12 protein-coding genes, 1 pseudogene and 1 other annotated feature are annotated in these 18710 nt (G+C 37.4%); of the genes and pseudogenes, 7 read left to right on the top strand and 6 right to left on the bottom strand.

All coding sequences use genetic code 11. From position 1 onward, the window contains the following. Nucleotides 1–208: 208 nt before the first annotated feature. A pseudogene (locus tag AC21OG_RS09805) lies at nt 209–1428 on the bottom strand (IS3 family transposase). Beyond that, nucleotides 1037–1153, bottom strand: a sequence feature (AL1L pseudoknot). It overlaps the preceding pseudogene by 117 nt. Before the next feature lie 312 nt (nt 1429–1740). Between AC21OG_RS09805 and AC21OG_RS09800 the strand changes: the two are divergent. From AC21OG_RS09800 to AC21OG_RS09770, 7 genes are all read left to right on the top strand, one after another. Further along, on the top strand, nt 1741–2415 hold the full coding sequence (locus AC21OG_RS09800; protein WP_487378122.1) for a hypothetical protein: 675 nt from the start codon (nt 1741–1743) through the stop codon (nt 2413–2415). 193 nt (nt 2416–2608) lie between these two features. Beyond that, nucleotides 2609–3226 (top strand): hypothetical protein, encoded by a 618-nt coding sequence (locus tag AC21OG_RS09795; RefSeq protein WP_487378121.1) that lies wholly within the window; start codon nt 2609–2611, stop codon nt 3224–3226. Between the two features lie 435 nt (nt 3227–3661). Further along, complete coding sequence (locus AC21OG_RS09790; RefSeq protein WP_487378120.1) at nt 3662–4642, top strand: hypothetical protein; 981 nt, start codon at nt 3662–3664, stop codon at nt 4640–4642. Nucleotides 4643–4998: 356 nt separating this feature from the next. Continuing rightward, nucleotides 4999–5595 (top strand): hypothetical protein, encoded by a 597-nt coding sequence (locus tag AC21OG_RS09785; protein ID WP_487378119.1) that lies wholly within the window; start codon nt 4999–5001, stop codon nt 5593–5595. Nucleotides 5596–5968: 373 nt separating this feature from the next. After that, nucleotides 5969–6319 carry a lysozyme inhibitor LprI family protein gene (locus tag AC21OG_RS09780; protein WP_487378118.1) on the top strand — a complete coding sequence of 117 codons (351 nt, stop codon included), beginning with the start codon at nt 5969–5971 and terminating at the stop codon, nt 6317–6319. A gap of 384 nt (nt 6320–6703) precedes the next feature. Continuing rightward, nucleotides 6704–7465, top strand: coding sequence for a lysozyme inhibitor LprI family protein (locus AC21OG_RS09775; protein ID WP_487378117.1), 762 nt, complete (start codon nt 6704–6706; stop codon nt 7463–7465). Nucleotides 7466–7516: 51 nt separating this feature from the next. After that, complete coding sequence (locus tag AC21OG_RS09770; protein WP_487378116.1) at nt 7517–7876, top strand: hypothetical protein; 360 nt, start codon at nt 7517–7519, stop codon at nt 7874–7876. Nucleotides 7877–8056: 180 nt separating this feature from the next. Here AC21OG_RS09770 and AC21OG_RS09765 read toward each other — a convergent pair whose 3' ends face one another. The 5 genes from AC21OG_RS09765 to sohB form a co-directional block, all read right to left on the bottom strand. Further along, nucleotides 8057–9274, bottom strand: coding sequence for a serine hydrolase domain-containing protein (locus AC21OG_RS09765; RefSeq protein ID WP_487378115.1), 1218 nt, complete (start codon nt 9272–9274; stop codon nt 8057–8059). 535 nt (nt 9275–9809) lie between these two features. Further along, nucleotides 9810–14333 (bottom strand): ATP-dependent RNA helicase HrpA, encoded by a 4524-nt coding sequence (gene hrpA, locus AC21OG_RS09760; protein WP_487378114.1) that lies wholly within the window; start codon nt 14331–14333, stop codon nt 9810–9812. A gap of 400 nt (nt 14334–14733) precedes the next feature. After that, entirely contained in the window at nt 14734–17022 is a 2289-nt protein-coding gene (locus AC21OG_RS09755; protein WP_487378113.1) for a WG repeat-containing protein, read from the bottom strand. A gap of 92 nt (nt 17023–17114) precedes the next feature. Next, nucleotides 17115–17375 carry a hypothetical protein gene (locus AC21OG_RS09750; protein WP_487378112.1) on the bottom strand — a complete coding sequence of 87 codons (261 nt, stop codon included), beginning with the start codon at nt 17373–17375 and terminating at the stop codon, nt 17115–17117. A 116-nt stretch (nt 17376–17491) separates the two neighbouring features. Next, nucleotides 17492–18490, bottom strand: coding sequence for a protease SohB (sohB, locus tag AC21OG_RS09745; RefSeq protein ID WP_487378110.1), 999 nt, complete (start codon nt 18488–18490; stop codon nt 17492–17494). Nucleotides 18491–18710: the final 220 nt, after the last annotated feature.

Raw genomic sequence — 18710 nt, 5'->3', positions numbered from 1 at the left:
GAACACACAGGTCTAAAGCCGAATAATTCGATAATCCTTAGAGACGAGTGGAAGCTTATTGAATGGACTACCGTACCTAATACCATTGCTACATATGCTTATCATTCGGATATGTCAAAATAATAAGAATTGAGAATTTAGTATGATAAAAGTCGCTCTAGTTACTCTATGAACCGCCCCGACTATATCGGAGAGTGGATTACTTGAGTCAGGCAACTTTGTCTGACTCACTAAGACTATCATAGTATCGTCTCTCAAACTCAAAAGGCGACACATAACCAATCGTACTATGCAAACGTGTTCTATTGAACCAATCGACCCATTCAAGAGTTGCTAATTCAACATCGCTCACACCTTGCCACTGTTGTTTTAAATACTCAATCACCTCCGTTTTATAAAGCCCGTTAACCGTTTCAGCTAATGCATTATCGTACGAATCACCTGTCGTGCCAACAGATGCAATGATACCTGAATCAGCCATCTTATCCGTATAGCGAATGGATAAATACTGAACGCCGCGATCACTATGATGGATCACATCTTTTGGGTTGTTTCTGTTTGCAATTGCTTGATTTAACGCTGCCATCACCATATCGGTGTTCATACGATTAGACACCTTCCAGCCAACAATACTACGGGCAAACACATCAATGATAAAGGCGGTATATACCCAACCACTCAGCGTTTTAACGTAGGTAAAGTCAGCCACCCATAGCTGGTTCGGTCTATGGGCATTAAAGTTACGATTAACTAAGTCGTCTGCCCGTATTTGATCATCACGAGACTTAGTGGTTATCTTACCTTTACCTCGCCAAATACCTTGCATGCCATGCTGGCGCATTAACCGCTCTACAGTGCAACGTGCAGGATGTATACCTTCGGATTTCAACTGTTTCTAGACTTTACGAGCACCGTATCGGCATTTGCTGTCCTTCCAAATACGTTTAATCTCATTAAGATAGAAGTCGTCATGCTGACTACGCTGTGAACGTTTCTCTGGATTATCGTTTAAGTCTTTTATGCGGTAGTAGGTTGATGGAGCAATCGGTAATACTCTACAGATTGGCTCGACTCCATATTGTTGTTTGTGATCGTCTATAAAATCAACCATTACTTGGGTTTGCGGTCGAGCTCCGCCTGGGCGAAAAAAGCTGCAGCTTTCTTTATAATCTCATTGGCTTGCTTTAATTCTTTGTTCTCACGTTCAAGCTCTTTGATGCGCTCGGCTTGGCTTTGAGCTTCAATATTTGCAGGAATGGTTTTATCAATGTGCTTTTTATGCCATGATCGTAGGGTCTCAGGTGTGCAACCTATCTTTGGCGCTATGGCTTTGATGGCTGACCAGGTGGATGGGTAGTCGTCTTTAGCTTCAATAAGCATACGGACGGCTCGCTCTTTCATTTCAGGGGTATAGTTTCGTGTTTTCATTGTCGTATTCTCTCAGAAATTTAGTTCTCCGACAATCCCGGGGCGGTTCACTTTTGCTTATGAGCTAAGTCATAGTTTAGCTTAACTCATAAATTTGCTAGTCGTTCATTAACAAAACATAGTTTCTATCCAGGATATACTGATAATTTAATGGACTACTCATTTTTTTAGATTCAACGGCAAAAAATAGTGGTGGTAGTAATCAGTACCGCGATTATATGTGGTCACTATTTAAATGGCAGTGGGATATACTTAGAGCAGACAGAAGTGTGAATTAAAACTATAAAACTAATTAATTTTTGGGTTATGGATATGTTTAAGATTATATATATAATATTTCCGATTTTTACTATAGCTAGTTGTCATGATTTAACAAATAAAAAATCAAATTTAGAGAGCACTAATGAAGATTGTCGCCATCTTACATTAATTGACGAGTATGAGGTAATAGAGCCTGTTATACCCGTAACTGGTATAGAAAGAAAAAATCCAATTAATCTTGTTTCAAGAATTGAATTTATCAAAAGATTAAGACATTCGAAATTATGGAATACTTTAAGTGATAAATTCGAAGAAAATGAAGATTATACAGATACTTTTACATTCGATAATAGTGAAGGATATATACGAGTTTTAGGTGATAATTATATAAATAATATTACATATGGCTTCAATGATGCTTATAAAAGAAATAAATTAGGGCATGAGTTAAGTGAACAAGACAAGTTTGAGATGGAGCAGACTATAAACTTAATAATTGAGGATGAAGAAGCGAGTACTAAGTTATTAGATGAGCTTTACACAGATTATTTATACAAGATTGATAATGAAATAGTATTAAACGAAAGTTCAAATGGAAATAATAAGATTTATCACACTTATAGATTTTACAAAGGAATATTATTTGAATTATGGGGCTTTAAAGAATCTAGTCATCCTATTAAAGAATGTAATTTGAATATGGTAGAAAAATTGACCATAAGCTAAACCTGAAGTCACCTTAAAGACTAGAGGACGTTGTCCTTCAAATCAGCCTTGTCCTAATGTATTTTCAATGATCATCGCAAACCACGAACTTCTGGAAATATGTTGAACTTAGTACAGTTAAAGATTAGAAGGTAAATTTTCGATGAAATATATTGTACTGATCGTGACTATATTTACTATTTTAGGATGTGATTTGAATAAAAGTAATATTATGCACCTTAGTTTTTCTAAGGCTGAAGATTTTAGATCAGATGACAATTTACATATTAATCTTATATTATATAGTAACAATTCAGCTTCTAATTGGTATTCATACCAGAAACGCATAACAGTTATGTATGATAGTGAACTATTGATAAATAAAATTAATGAAAAAAATGTTCTGCACACAACAATGAAGGCTTCTAATCCTAACCGGTCTGTATATTATGAAGACAGTAGTTATAATGTATACGGCAATATTGGAGTAGATATTGATAAAAGCTATCACTTACATCCAAGTTATTATAATTTATCTTTAGAGATCAAGACTAACCCCAGAAAAAATAGTTCAAAATCCATCGAATATATTGATGTTAAAAAAAACCCTACTCTCGAATATTACGATCCCACTATCTCGAATTATCAAGTCTACCCTTTAGATGACGAAACGATAGAATATATTAGTAACACAAATACATTCGAGCAGTTATTAGACGGTGAAAAATTGTTAGAAGAAGATATTCGAAAACTAGAGCATTTAAGTAGTGAACAAATTGAACTTTTATTAAATACTCATAATGATAAAAAATTTCGTAGTATAACTAATTAAAAGTTAAGTTAAATAAGAGTTGATACTTCCTTATTAAATTATCTTTTGCTTAACAAGTAGTGCAAATGAACAAACGCCATTGAAGTCTATCAATGATAGTGAGCATTATTCTAAGTTTATCGCCAGGTGCGATAGTATGACGCATATTATGAGCTAAGGTGGAAACTGTTGGGATAATGCACCTACAGAACAGTTTTTCAGAAGCTTAAAATCTGAATGGATACCAAAAAACGGTTATGAAAATATCCATAAATAGGTACTGTATATGTCCAAACATCACTAACATGGTATAGCTCTTCACCTAAAATTAATTCGTATCCCAGATGGCAGCATTCAGATACAGTTTAACTGATATTTCTCAAAAAATATTAAAAGGTAATATTAGAATTTTCCATAGTGCAGTATCGTAGCGTGGTAGATGATAAGGAATTATTTGTGCAGAAATTAGTAATCATATTTACAAGTCTTATTATTGTTGCCTGCGAATCTAGTATACCAATCGACTATGAGGTAAGAAGTAATTATAAAAATATAGATAATTTTGAACTTCCTACAGATAGACGTCTAAGTCTTAATGAGGCGATGGCCTTGAGAGCTAGTGATATGAGTCTTAGAATTTTAGACCCTATGAAAATGCAACTGCTTGAAGAGTATTCTAAAAATTCTAAAGAAATAAATGCTCAGTATGCATGGGCAACTTATCAAATATTGCATGAGAATAAACCTAGTGTTGAAACTCAAGGCTATAAAAGTATTTTTCGACTGGCAGAACTTGGACATCCATACGCTTGTGCTGACGTTTATACATGGAGTTACGAATCTGATATTCAGTTTATAGAAAATACGATGAGACTGAATTATAAAGATATTTTAGCTATTAAAGATAGATGTTTAGAAGTTGCTTTAGAATACAATGCTAAATCTATCAAATACAAATTAATTGAAAAGTTTTTTTCTGATTATAGCCGTGGAGAAGATTACACTGATTTCAATATTGTTTCAAAGGAATCAATGAAAGACGTAGATCAAGAAACATTAAATAATATTAAAGGGTACTTAATAATGTATTTGTTTTCATGGGATAATCAATTTATGAATAATATTCCAGCAAATAATTTAGCTAACGATAAACTAATGAGTTTATATCTTCAATTATTAGCGTATGACCCTTATGAGTTTAACTCAATTGAGTCATGTGCTTGGTTAAAATATTACGATGAAGATTTTATTACATATTTAAAAGCCAAGAATCTTCCTAATATTAATATTATTGAAGAAAAATTAATCAATGCTCTGCCGATTTTAAGAGCTAAGCTCCAAGAAACACAAATTGATGAAGAGGCATGTCAATCCAGATATCTTAAAATAAGAGATACTAAACGTGACAACCGATCATTTATGTTAGATTTTTATTAATTTAAAAAGATTAATCAGCTAAGTTCATGTATTTATTTCATTTTAATCCCGCTGATTAAATTAATTCGCCTATTAAGCGAAATATATCTAACCTTTATTGAGCCAAACACTGTTAAACCTTCTAGCGTAGATTAAGATGATAGTAATATTATTATAAGGATAATGGGTTGGAAGAAGGGAGTCCTTATTGATCGAATCTTATTTTGCGCCCTTATATAATTATATTGATAGATGAAGGCTGTAGTGACACGGGAAATACCCGGGCAATTCAAGACGGTTATATAACTCAGTATGCTTTTAAGAATAAACCACCCGCTTAAAAATTAAATAAATTTTAACTATTTGAATAATTTAATATGAAACCATTAATAATGCTTTGCTCTTCACTACTGTTATTCTGCTCATGTCATGGATATGATTCGAATTTAAAAATTGGAAATATAAATAGCAATCCCGACATCGATCCATTTTCAACTAACATAGTAAGATTTGTTAAAGTCGGTGAACCTATCAAAAAGAGCTCTATCTTTGATAACCTCCCTAAAGACTACCAATTTAATAAGATATCATCAGTAGGTGATTGTGGCAGTTTCCTTGCAGAAAATGATAGCGATAATGAAGATATTAATCAATTTGGAAACATGATTATAAATACAATGAACGATTTAGCCGTTATTTCAAAGGTTGTCAATATCAATGAGGGAACTTCATTTAATTACAAGGGGCTTATAATCAATAATAATATGACTCCTGACGATATAAATCATACAGACTTTGAGGTTTCAGAACCTGACTATAACTTACGAAATGAAAAGCTTACTATTGAAACAACTGATATCGAAGCATCATACGATAAAGTCTATCAAATTAGACATTTTGAGAGTGATGACTTAGTCAATTTATTCTTTTTAAATGAAAAAGCTATAGGATTTGAAATAATTTCTCAGTGTTAAATCTTGTAAGGGTGACAGAGTCTATAAAGTCAATTGTAAAGATAGGTAGTTCTAATATTTATAGTGTCTTTATCCTAAGAGTATTAATATACTTTAATTAAATTAATCTCTTTACAACTAGTAAGTCTAAGCCTACAGAGCATGTTAGTCACGATCAGCAACGAATATAAGCTTATCATTAACAATATCATTAACGTCCAATACTCAACTTAATCTCTCACCTACCGAATTTTCACTATTTATTAACTTACTGTCTTGCATTAACCTTCACTCATAAGTTATGAACCTGCTAGCTCAGCTATACACTCTAGTCGTGTTGCAGCATTTCAATTAGTAGTTTAAGAGGTATATTAAATCATCAGAGGATAGTTTAATGAAGCAGATCATTGTAGTTATAGGTATATTAATTTCAGTATTTATCTTTAATGAAAGTATTGCGAAAGCCAGTACAATCACCTCAATACAGAAGCTTGAGCAAAAAAACAAAACTATTAAAAAGGAAATTGAAATACTGTACTTTAAAAATTATGAAATAACTGAGTATAAAGAGGCGTTTGAACAGTCTCAGATTGAATGGATTAAATATAGAGACAGTTATTGTAAAGATTACATTGGTGCTGAAGCGTCATCTGTACAAGGTAGTGGCGCTGAATTAATAGTTCTAGAATGTTTAGTTAACCAAAACAATAATCGTTTAATTGAATTATCTAAATTAATTAAATAACTACCCTATACACCAATAAGTAAGCTTATTTTAAAAGCAATCAATTAACTACTTATACCCAAACGATCCTTCCTAGCATAGCCATGCCACTTAGCCAATTAATTAAGATACCGGGTCACTATCAAAGTGAATAACGCAGCCAATACCAATGACAAATAATTTAAGGTTGTAATCTTAATCACAATATAGGTTTGAAAGTTAATATTGCTATCTAGCTTGTCACTCATGAAATCTATTGAGTACGTATGGTCTAATGTATTCAGTACATTTAACGGGTAAGTATTGAGTGATGCTAAACATCTTTTAGACTTAGGATGTAGTGAACAAAACATTTTGATAACATGAAAATATTTATTAATAATTTCAATATAAGGGGTACGGGTAATGAAGTATAAACTATCGATTCTATTGCCTGTATTAATATGTTCGTGTTCCAACAATATAAAAGAAGCAAATGACCTCCCAAAAAGCCATGATAAAACGCTAATTCAGAATCTCTATCAAGATAGTGACAGATCGTTAAATAGTGCTTATAAGAAATTGCTCAATTCAGCACCCTATTTGTTAAAATTAAATCTCGAAAAGGATCAGCAAGCTTGGTTGAAACAAAGAGGTGAAGCTTGCAATCATAAAGGCTTTAGTCATCCGAAAGACTTAAAATCATTGGATTGTTTTACAGAGAAAAATGTGCAGCAAGTTAAGATTTTGAATCAAAGACGAATAATGCTTCAAGACTTATTAGATAGTGAATTTACTGGATTAATTCAAAGTAATACAAATAAATATACCGTAGATTTCCAAGCAAATTGTCTTTGTGGAAACACTATGCCTTATATTGATAGTCAGTCCGAACGTCTTGTTACTAATTCTTCATGTTTATCTTCTAATAATAAACCACTGAACTCTGAAAAAATTACAAATATTAAGTTTGACGAGTTGGGTAAACTACACGTTGAAGCATTAAATAAGCATGGCTCAACATATCAAATAAGTTTTGATCCTAAAGGTGATCATATTTACAGTATTATGCTATTTGGTAAATGGGGTGTTATAAAAGAAAAAACCAAAGGTATGGTAGAAGCTGTGGGTGTGGGTAGTAAATATAGTTTGAAAATTAATGACGTATGCAGTGATTTCGATGGTTAATTAATATTAAATTATTTAAATAAATATTACCCATAATTTTGGATCAAAAAAATGAAACTATCTATAATTATAATTGGTATTTTGCTTACAGGTGCTTGTACTTCGATAGAATCTAGAATACCCCATTATATCCCTCAATGTAATGAAAAAACCGTATACGAGCAACTTGAGTGCTTAGAGAATAGCTTAGAAGTAAAAACACAGGTATTAGATAGTCTCAATAATAAGAGTACGTATGATTATAAAATCTGGAAAGATAAAGTAACTAAAGAATGTGAAACAATTAAATCAAATGCACTCGGCGAAGCCATATCAGAGGGTTTAATCTGTAAACATAGACTGTATGATGAAAGAATTAGTACCTTAAAAAATCAAAATAGTAACTCAAGCCAATTAATAATGTTTGAGTGATAATCTCGCCCTCAATGAAGAGACTTGTGATCACTAGTATCTGAAATAGGAACTTTTTATATGACGATTTTACAGAACGAGAGTATTCGCCGCAATCCTAGCCATATTGTCTCACTACCTACCCCCACTAAAACAATACGTAAACAAAGACTCATTAATGGATGTACAGAGTAAAAATATTTAATTGGACGCTGTTACGATATTCAGGTCTTTAACTATCTTATCGATCTCACTCACATAAAGCCCTAAATCAGCCTCTAGGTGAAAGCCTGGAACCGGAGTGTTTTGACCCTTTTGTTTTCCAAGACGCACGATAATAGTATTGGTTTCAGGCAACACCAGCACTCGCTGACCTAGGTGCCCAAGCATGGCGTAAAACGGCACGGGACTGTCCATATCGGTCCATACAGAATGACCATAAATATGAGGCTCTCCCTTATTGAACGCATCGGCGTTAGGGGTAATCATCCATTTGACGTGCTCCTTAGATAATAGTTGCTGCCCTTGCCACTGCCCACCGTTTAATAACAATTGACCAAATTTAGCAAAATCTAACGCATTAGCATTCAGACAGCAGTATACTTTTTCAATGTCACCCGACCCGTCTAAAGACCAGTACGCCTGATTTTTCATGCCAAGTGGCTTCCAAAATTTCTCCTCTAAATAACTTGATACGGTATAACCATGAGGCTCAAGCGCTCGAGTTAAGGCTATTCCTAGTAGTTGAGTGTCGCCCGAGGAATAATCAAAATGACCACCACACGGTTCGATAAAGTCACGACTGGTCATTTGCTTGATTAAATCATTGCCGTAATACGCCTTTGCTGTCGGATTAACAGGTAAATAATAATCCTCGAGCCAGTCATAGCCTGAGGTCATACCAGATAGATCGGCAAGGGTGCAGTGTTGGGCGTATTTATTGTCTTTATATTCGGGGAGATAGGTGGTAATGGGTTCGTCAACACTGCTAATCAACCCTTCTTCTACCGCCTTGAGATAAAGCATGGTAGTGACCGTTTTTGCCATAGAGAAACTATTGGTATGCGAGTCGCCATTGTAGCCTTGCCAGTAATTTTCATATAAAAGCTTGCCATCATGGATGACAGCAAAGGCAATAGTTTGATCCGTATCCAAGGCGTTTTGCAATTCAGGAGTCAATTTAAATTGATTGAAATTGGGATGCTGATACCATGGTATTGGTGTCTCGGCATTGATGACCCTATTGTCAAAATCGACATAGTCATCAATATTGGCGGTCTTTTCACCTTTCAGATAGGTCAACTGTATACCGCGAAATATATAGCTATTACCGGTAACTATCAGCCCTAAGCTAACCACTACCAATAGACCGATAATAGTCAGTAACATCCATTTAATAAACGAAATAATATAACCCATTTAACTGTCCTTAGTTTGAATTGTCTATCTTTAATGGTTTATTACCTTGATCTTAACCCTTTTCTAAACAATAACCTATCTGTTAAGACTCGGTCAGGCTTCATGAATCTACTATTTGTAGCGTTTTAATTTGTGAACTTGGACTCGTCTTACTAAATAACCTGAATTCGGGATAATCAACTCATCAAATTTAAGGTAATAGGCACCCCTCTGTTGCAAAGCAATGCTTCTTACCTTTTAGACAAATGATCTTCATCCCTTTTTCACTTTGGAAAGGTTAGCTCCCTTCCTTTACCAAAGGAAGGGTTGGGGATGGATTTTTTAACCCAAATAAAAACAATGGCTGACAAAAAATCTTATCCCGAATTCAGGTTAAATAGGTTAATTTCTAAACTGAGTATTAAAATTATACGTGAGCTTAAAATAAAAGGTAGCCCAACTTAAGTTAGACTACGTTGTTCAATCCACTTATTCAATTAAAACCAATACAATGGCATTTAAATAAGATACTCAAGTTAAAAATAACAGCATACGTCTACCCTCGTGCACCCACCTTGTCCCACAGTTTATTTAATCTTTTTTGAGAGACAGCTTGTCGGGTCTTCATGGGCTGCGCAAACAGCTGAATACGGAATTCTTCGACCAGCCAACGATAGTCGCTAATGGTCTCGTCATCGGCACGGCCCGCAAGGCGCTCCATATGCACATCAAGCTCATATACAGCATCAAGGTCGCCATCAAGATTGTGCTCAAGACGCTCAATACGAACCTCAAGTGCTTCAAGATAACGCGGATACTGTTGCCAATTTTCATAATCCATACGATAAACAAAATCTGAAAGATGTAGGTCATCCAGTTGATCTTCAATATCATCAATGGACTCAGCAAAGATCTCACGATCAAGCATCAGCAAACTCCGGCGAATTCGTTGCCAACGGGTATAGACGTCTTTTAAAAGTCTTAAAACGGTTTGACCTTCTATTAAGAACTGACTTAGTACAGCTTCGGCAGTCTTTTCAAATTCGCTCTCCTCTAAGGGCAACTGCTTAACAAGCTTAAAGGCAGTGTCATCAGCATTATCCGGAAGCGCTTCTTTATGATCTTTGAAAATTGGCGCATGCGCCTCTAATGAGGCATCAAGCGTGGCATCGACTAGGATGGTTTTAAGCTTCTCCATGTCACCCAAAGGGGCAAATGCAAGCTTGAAGGTTTTATCAATTTGACTGGTTAGCTGCTTTAGCTTGGCACCAAGCATTGATTTTATTAGAGTCAATACTCCTTTGCGATGGGCTTTAAGTGCCGCGCTGACGTCCGTAAATTGATGAATGGTGACCGCCTCGCCAGCTTCATCAGCAACTAGCGCTGAGAACTGCTTCATAACAATGCCCGCACTATGGCGGTTTTGACTAAATTTATAATGTTCAGGAAATTCGGTATGGACCCCTTGCGAATCTTTATCGACGCTGATTGCTTGGCTGGTTTCAGACGCATGTCGCAACTGTAGGGCTTTTAGATCACGCCCTTTTTCAATGACGCGTTTTTTATCATCGACCACACAAATTTGCGGCTGCAGATAGCGATCAATCGATGAAGGATTGAAATCATCTGGTTTTACACCGACAACACCACGGCGTTGCAGCGCTTTGCATAACTGGTTTAGGAGTCCGGCCTGATGGTTGCGCTCCAGCTCATCATATAGGCTGTCAGCGGTATCTGGAATCGGTACAATCTTACGTCTAATCTCTTTAGGTAGCGACTTCAGTAGTTGCAATACTAATTCATAACGCCACCCTGGCACCCCCCATAATAGCTCAATGGCATCCAACTGCGGCAATGCCGCAAGGGGCACTCGAATGGTAACGCCATCATCTTCTGAGGCAGGGTCGAATACATATTTTAACGGTAGTTTTAGGTCCCCAAGTTGCCATACTTCTGGGAACTCACCTGTGGTCGGAGCCGTCTCTTTAAGCACATCATCGTCAGTGAAGAATAAAAATCTGGGATCTTCTTTTTCGATTTCAGCACGCCAGTCCTCAAAAGCTTTACGACTGGCAATATGCTCAGGAATTTTATGCTCATAAAATTGATACAGGTCTTCTTCGTCGACTAGTAAATCACGCCGACGCAGCTTATCTTCAATACGCTCAACATCAGCAATCTTATCCATATTATGCTGTAAAAATGGCGCTTGACGACCCAGGTTGCCCGTAACTAGACCATCACGGATAAAGATCTCACGAGACTCTTCTAGATTGATTTGTTCATAGTTGGTCAACTGTTTAGATACTATAATAAGACCAAATAGACTTATTTGTGCATACGCCCGTACCCTGCCCGTTTTCTTCGACCAATGCGGTTCGAAATAATGATATTTGAGCAAATCACCGCCTGCCGAAATAATCCATTCGGGCTCTATCTTCGCCACCGTTCGCATAAATACTTGAGACGTTTCGACAATCTCAAAAGCCATCACCCAAGGGGGTACTTGCTTAAATACGGTACTGGCTGGAAATATCTTGGCTTTTTGTTGTTGCGCAGCTAGATACTCACCACGCTGATCGGTTTTGTGAGCGATCACGGATAACAGCCCAGTAAGCAAGGCACGATGAAGATTGGCATATTTGACAGCCCGTTGTTCTTCGTCAATCTGGTTATCATTTTGTTTGCCGTTAGCGGTATGGTCCACTATCAAATCAGCGCCAACATTGTTTGCGACGTTATTTTTAGCAGTTGTATTTTTAGAGCCTTTAAGAGCCTGACGACTGTTGGGTGTATTTTTGCCGGCGCTATCATTCTTAGATGATCGGGGCATATCGCTGCCAGAGTCTGTGAGTAACTTTAGCTCTTTGACCATTTGCTCTAACTGACGATAGGTTCGCTCCCATTCACGTAGACGCGGAAAACTTAGATAATGCTTTTTGGCAAAAGATTTGCGTTGGCTGTTGGTCAGCTTGTTGCTTCCCCCTTCATATAAGGCTTTCCACAGACTTAAATAGAACAGAAAGTCTGAATCTACTTGACGAAAAAGGGCATGCTTTTGATCGGCTTGGGCACGCTTCTCAGCAGGACGCTCACGGGGATCTTGTACCGCCAAGGCAGAGACTATAATTAACATCTCAAGCATACAGTCGAAGTCGCTACCAGCCACCAGCATACGTGCCAGCCTAGGATCAATCGGCATACGTGCCATATTTTGACCGATCCGAGTCAGCTTAACCTCGTTTAGGGTTTGTTTGGCGATGGGTTTATTGCTATCTTTGTTCTTAGCCGTTATGGCGCCTAATTCATCGAGTAAACGACGGCCATCTTTAATTAATCGACCGTCAGGTGGCTCGATAAAGTCAAAGTTCTCCACCGTACCTAAGCGAAGGCTCGCCATTTGTAAAATAACAGAAGCTAAATTGGTACGCAGGATTTCAGGTTCGGTATATTCTGGACGACTGGCAAAGTCTTCCTCAGAATACAAACGAATACAAACCCCGGGCGCCACACGACCACAGCGACCTTTGCGCTGATTTGCAGCCGCTTGTGAGATGGCTTCAATAGGCAGGCGCTGCATGCGAGAGCGATAGGAATATCGTGAAATACGGGCAAATCCTAAATCAATCACATAGCGTATACCGGGTACGGTCAATGCCGTCTCAGCAACGTTGGTGGCAATCACAATACGTCTGCCCCGCCCTGACGGCTGAAAGATACGTTGTTGCTCAGAATAGGACTGTCTTGCAAACAAGGGCAATACTTCGGTATGGCGTGGTCCATGCGCTACTAAGACCTCTAATAACTCACGAATCTCGGCCTCAGTGGCCGCAAATATCAGGATATCGGCGTGCTCAGGATGGCCTTTTGCCACAGCATCATCAAAGCACTCTTCTACTGCTGCGACGACCGCTCGTGGTAGATTATCCTCAAAATCATCATAGCTATCATCGTCAGAGCTAGTAACGGGTTCGTCGGTTAACGGACGGTATCTTACTTCCACAGGATAGCCGCGACCTTCAACATCAATAACCGGTGCGGGCACCATGCGTTTTTTGACGTTGTCATACTGAGCGAAATATTCACTAAAGCGGCCGGTATCTAATGTGGCTGAGGTGATAATGACTTTTAAATCTGGGCGCTTAGGCAAAAGCTGTTTCAGATAGCCCATGATAAAGTCGATATTGAGGCTACGCTCATGAGCCTCATCGATAATAATAGTGTCATAGCGGGTTAAGAAACGATCATGGCCCAGCTCAGCGAGCAAGATACCATCCGTCATTAGCTTCACCACGGACTTTGCGGACCCTTGCTCGTTAAAGCGAATCTTAAAGCTGACAGTGTCGCCCAACGGTTCACCCAGCTCATCAGCGATACGGTTTGCCACACTACGTGCTGCCAATCGTCTTGGCTGTGTGTGCCCTATCTGACCAGTTATACCCCGTCCTGCCATCATCGCAAGCTTAGGGAGCTGAGTGGTTTTACCCGAACCGGTCTCCCCTGCTACGATAATTACTTGGTTGTCTATGATGGCTTGCACAATATCCTCAGCACGCTTACTGACAGGAAGCTCGTGATTCAGTCGTGCGGGCATGTTGTCAGGAATACTATCCATACGCTCTTGCACTGCTTGCTGTGAGCGCTGCTTGGTTCTCTCAAACTTGGCTTTTTTCTCTGCCAATACTTTTTCAGGGGTGTTTTTATTAGGTCGCTTCAGCTCTCTTTCTAAACGACTTAGAAAGTGGCGGTCTTTAGCAAGTACAGGTAGCTTCTCCAGTACTAGGGGGTTTTCATTTAAACTTTGCCCCTCTGATGGCTCATCATTCGCTTTTGAAGTACTTGGTTTTGAAGTGTTCAATTTTGAATTCTTCAGTTTTGAATCTAAATTATTCGGCTTTGAATTATGCGTATCAGATGTCTCTAACCCTGAATGTTCTGAACGCCTATCTTGAGGTTTTTCATTCTCCATAGACTGAACATTATCAAGATCACGTTGGCTTGACGGGCTTTCGTTTGTGTGGCTTTCAACATAAGCGCTTTCACTGGGATGTGGGATATCATTTTCTGAGGTATTCGGCATGTTCAAGTTAGGTGTCTTCTTTGAGTTAGGCTGGCTAGTAGGCATTTGCTTAGGCTATTTATTATAATTGGATGATATTTAATGAAATAGTTGAATAAAATGAGTGTCATTAGCGATTTATGAGGGCTAAAGTGTTTAAAATCAAGGTTTGTACTTAGGTGTATCTAAATGTCATAAGATAACCCGAATTCAGTATAGTCAACTCATCAAATTTAAGTTTACAAGTACCTTTTCCTTACAATGCTTCCTACCTTTAAAATCCAGACTGCATCACTTTTAAACCCAAAAAGGTCAGCTACCTTCCTTTTTCAAAGGAAGGGTTGGGAAGGATTTTCCAACTTAAATAAAAATATTGGCTAGCATAAACTCTATTACCCGTAATTACATAGTTAAATCCAACTCAATAACTAATAAGTGAATTTTGTCTATCATGTGATTCTAATGCCAGCTCTTTAATTTCTTCATATGAATACTGTTTACCATGATTATCAAAAAAATATTCTTGGCTATTCTCGTCAGTAGCGACAAACATATCATAAATTTCAAACCTTTTAAGCTCTTCTATATTCTCGTATTTTAAAGGTATAACTATTTTACCCTTTATATTGATAAGTCCTTTCTTATCAGCAGATTTAACTATCATGACCCCATTATTTAACACATCATCGGTTGACCTATAGTACCCTGCAAACCCACTAACATAATCATACTTTCCTAAGCGCCGTACTATTTCACCAGTCGTATTAATAGCTAGCCATTTGTTATCCTTTTGCACAATAGCAAATCCTTGTACAAACTGATGAGCTATTTGATACTCAGGCTCTATCGCTATCTGCGCATTAGAATCGATATAGCCATACTTATCGCCCTGCTTAACTGCGATTAGTCCAGAATTTAACTTATATCCCAGCACGCTTTGGTCTATATCGTCAAATACCTCACTACTAGGCTCACCTGTAGCTAAATTATAAAACTGCCATTGATATTGATACTCTTTATCCGTTGACCGAGCGCCAGCAATCAGAGGATAATTCATTCCTTCAACGTATTCGATTTCATCAAATTTGATAGGTAGAATCATCTCACCTGACAAGTATAATAGCCCTTTCTTATCACCTACTTCAGCAACAAAATACCGTTTGTTTTTAAAGGTAGCAAAGTCTGGATGTTGTCTATTGTGAGCATTATCAAAGCTCATATATGCTAAGGGTTCATCATATATATCTAATGGGTTAATATCTGGATTGAGCGTATTATCTCTACCATTAGATTTAGTTCCTGATAAGGATAATTTGTCGTAAATAAAAGGCACAACTTGTTGATACTGTTGGTCTATAAACGTAGCCAAGCCGTATTTACCATCTTTTTTGACAATTCTAAGGTGCGTGCCCTCAATCTCATACCAAAATTCTTCTAATTCGAAAGGATAAATAATGTCATTGTTTAAGGTAATTAACCCAAGTTTGGGGGCTTTTTCTATTCTGAGGTGATCGTCTGTAGCGTCATTAGTATTTTTAGACGCAGTATCAGTAGACTTGGTAGCACTAATCAAACCGTCTTTACGCAAGTTGATACTATGATATTCAAGGGGTATTAAAGCTTGATTGCTACGATTTATAACCCCTAGTTTATTATCTTTTTCAACTTTGAAAAGCTCATCACCAATACTAACTTTTTGTCCTATTAGAAAATTCTCTATCTTTTCATATTTTAGGGGGATTATGATCTGATTTTTGCGGTTCACCACACCGTGTTTACCTTCTTTAATAACTTCTAATAAATCATTGGGCATGCTGTTTGGATCTACACGGTCATACTCTAAAACAAAGGGGTAAACTACCTCACCTTGTCTATTCAAAAAGCCCCATTTACCCTCTTTTTTCGCACCAATTAATGCCTCAGCACCTTGAATGAAGTGGTTGTTATTAGAAATCTTAAAGCTATTGGAGATATTTAAATCATCAAAGATATAGATATCTTCGTAAATAGCAGGGGCAATTTGTTCCCCTTTTAGACTATATAAGCCCTGTAGAAGTTGAAATTCTTCCGTCTGAAGATCGCCTAACTCGATTTGGTCAAGTTTTACCGTTTCGCTGTCTATAGCACTATTGGTTGGCAGTAGATTAGCCGTTGTTACTTCTATACTATCTTTATAACTCCTCACCTGTGCCTCAATATAGTCGAATGGTACTAAAACGTCACCCTGTGCTGTCAGTATACCTGCCCTGCCGTCTTTAGAAGCCTCATATAGGATCTGCTCTTTGTTATCTATTGTGACTGATTCTGGCATAATCCTGTCGTACTGTAACGGAATAACGACCTCGCCTTGAGTATTAACAAAGCCAAATTTGGGTTGCGGAACTTTTATATTATCAGCTGAGTTTGGATTAATTTGCTTTTGTTGATGAAGCACACTCACTTTTTCAAATGATATACTGTCAAAGCCCATCACGGGTGCAATACCATCTACAAAACCACAAGGGTAGGGATAAGGTGGAAAGACTATATTTTCAGGTAGAGAATTACCCTTGTCTAACTGGCAGGGTAACATCAAAAGAGGTTCTAGATTATCATAGTCATTAGCATGTGAAATATTTCCTATAGATAAGCTAAGAACAATAATAGCTTTAATTGCATGAGTTAAACACTTTTGAGAAAGAAGGCTAGTCTTGTGCATGATAACTGTCATATGAGCTCTATTTTCAAAAGGCAAATTGTAAAGATTTTAAAGTGAATCTCGCTAAAGTATGCACTGAGTTAGTCTAAAATAATACATGACCTTTAAAGCTCAAGACTCTTTAACTTCTTAATGTTTAAATAACCGACAAAGTCTTTATCTTCACTGACTTGCCCACCGTGATTCTCCTCACTATCAATCGGTGAAATAACAATTCTGCCAATTGTGCTGCCAGAAGTCAGCAGACCGTTGACATCATATATCTCGTCAACATCCACCTGCATTTTGTCATCGATATGGGAAGCGCCATTGATAATTGAGTCTGGGTCTTTCACACTAAACATTTTATAAAAAAAGCGACTCACGAGGTCGCTTTCTTTCATTTGGATGAACGTATTGAGTTAAGCCAGCTTTACTTTGAACTCAAAACAGCTTTGACACGGCTGCTATTATTCAGTGAGTCTAGAGTTATCAATGATCACTAACGCTTAAGACGTATATCTTGCTCTATTCGAGTCATGACTTCTGGTAATTTATCACCTGCAGCCTGGAGTACTGACTGAGTCGCCGTACTAACAAAACCAGATACTGCTGAGTGCGCAGCATTTGCTAAGCCTAGCTTTTCGGCAAAAGTGGGCTTTTTGCGAGACTGTAACGCATAAGCTTGGTGATGTTTCATTTGTTCTAACAAGTAAGCATCCGAAGTCTTTAACTCGTCCACTAAATTTAGATGCAACGCATCTTCACCATACCAATGATCACCATTCGCGACGCTATCAACATCCAGCGTAGGTCGATAAGTAGTTACAAAATGTTTAAACAGCTTATGGGTTTGCTCAAGCTCTTCTTTATACTTGGCGCGATCTTCATCATCATTTTCACCAAAAACAGTAACCGTGCGTTTGTACTCGCCTGCGGTGAACATCTCATAATCGATATCATGGTTTTTAAGCCATTTATTAAAGTTAGGCATTTGCGAGACCACACCGATAGAGCCAATGACTGCAAAAGGTGCAGCGAGTATTTTATCTGCCACACAGGCCATCATGTAACCACCGCTGGCAGCAATTTTGTCAACACAGACGGTCAAGGTAAGACCTGCATCTTTTAGGCGAACCAATTGGGCAGCCGCAAGACCATAACTGTGCACCATACCGCCGCCTGACTCTAGACGAAGCACGACTTCATCGTTTTCATTGGCAGTACTGATAATGGCGCTAATTTCTTCACGTAAATGTTTAACAGCAGACGCTTTAATGTCGCCATCGAAATCTAATACGAAAATGCGTTTTTCTTTAGATTTATGCTTGCTTTTATCTTTTAAAGCTTGCTTAGCCTTCTTTGCCAACGCTTTTTGAAATTGTTTAACCCCATGCTTATCCTCTACTACCTCAATCAAACGCTTACGACGTTCATCTTGGCTTTTGTTTAGGTGGATAACTTTTAATTCAACAGGGTTTTTAGCAGAATGAAACAACATAACTATTCCTTATGGATATGGACGTATCAATGACGTCGTTTAGATGACGTGTCTATTGAGACTAGGTATAAAAATAAGCTTAAAAAGATAAATTAAACAATTTAAATGGCAACTTCGTGGTTTTAATTTTATAAGTTTTGGTTTAGGGATTTTACTACTGCAATAACTCTTAATATGCGTTTGCATTTGTATTATTTCAAGGGTGTTCGGTTGTATCAAT

It is taken from the genome of Psychrobacter sp. CX5, assembly GCF_057621535.2.
Note: the sequence above shows the minus strand (reverse complement) of the source record. Positions and strands in the feature narration are given on the sequence as shown.

Bases quoted from the DNA above. Each gene is read 5' to 3' on its own strand.
- hrpA (WP_487378114.1), bottom strand. From the start codon at position 14,333: ATGCCGAATACCTCAGAAAATGATATCCCACATCCCAGTGAAAGCGCT.
- AC21OG_RS09775 (WP_487378117.1), top strand. From the start codon at position 6,704: ATGAAGTATAAACTATCGATTCTATTGCCTGTATTAATATGTTCGTGT.
- AC21OG_RS09800 (WP_487378122.1), top strand. From the start codon at position 1,741: ATGTTTAAGATTATATATATAATATTTCCGATTTTTACTATAGCTAGT.
- AC21OG_RS09770 (WP_487378116.1), top strand. From the start codon at position 7,517: ATGAAACTATCTATAATTATAATTGGTATTTTGCTTACAGGTGCTTGT.
- AC21OG_RS09755 (WP_487378113.1), bottom strand. From the start codon at position 17,022: ATGACAGTTATCATGCACAAGACTAGCCTTCTTTCTCAAAAGTGTTTA.
- AC21OG_RS09765 (WP_487378115.1), bottom strand. From the start codon at position 9,274: ATGGGTTATATTATTTCGTTTATTAAATGGATGTTACTGACTATTATC.
- AC21OG_RS09780 (WP_487378118.1), top strand. From the start codon at position 5,969: ATGAAGCAGATCATTGTAGTTATAGGTATATTAATTTCAGTATTTATC.
- AC21OG_RS09785 (WP_487378119.1), top strand. From the start codon at position 4,999: ATGAAACCATTAATAATGCTTTGCTCTTCACTACTGTTATTCTGCTCA.
- sohB (WP_487378110.1), bottom strand. From the start codon at position 18,490: ATGTTGTTTCATTCTGCTAAAAACCCTGTTGAATTAAAAGTTATCCAC.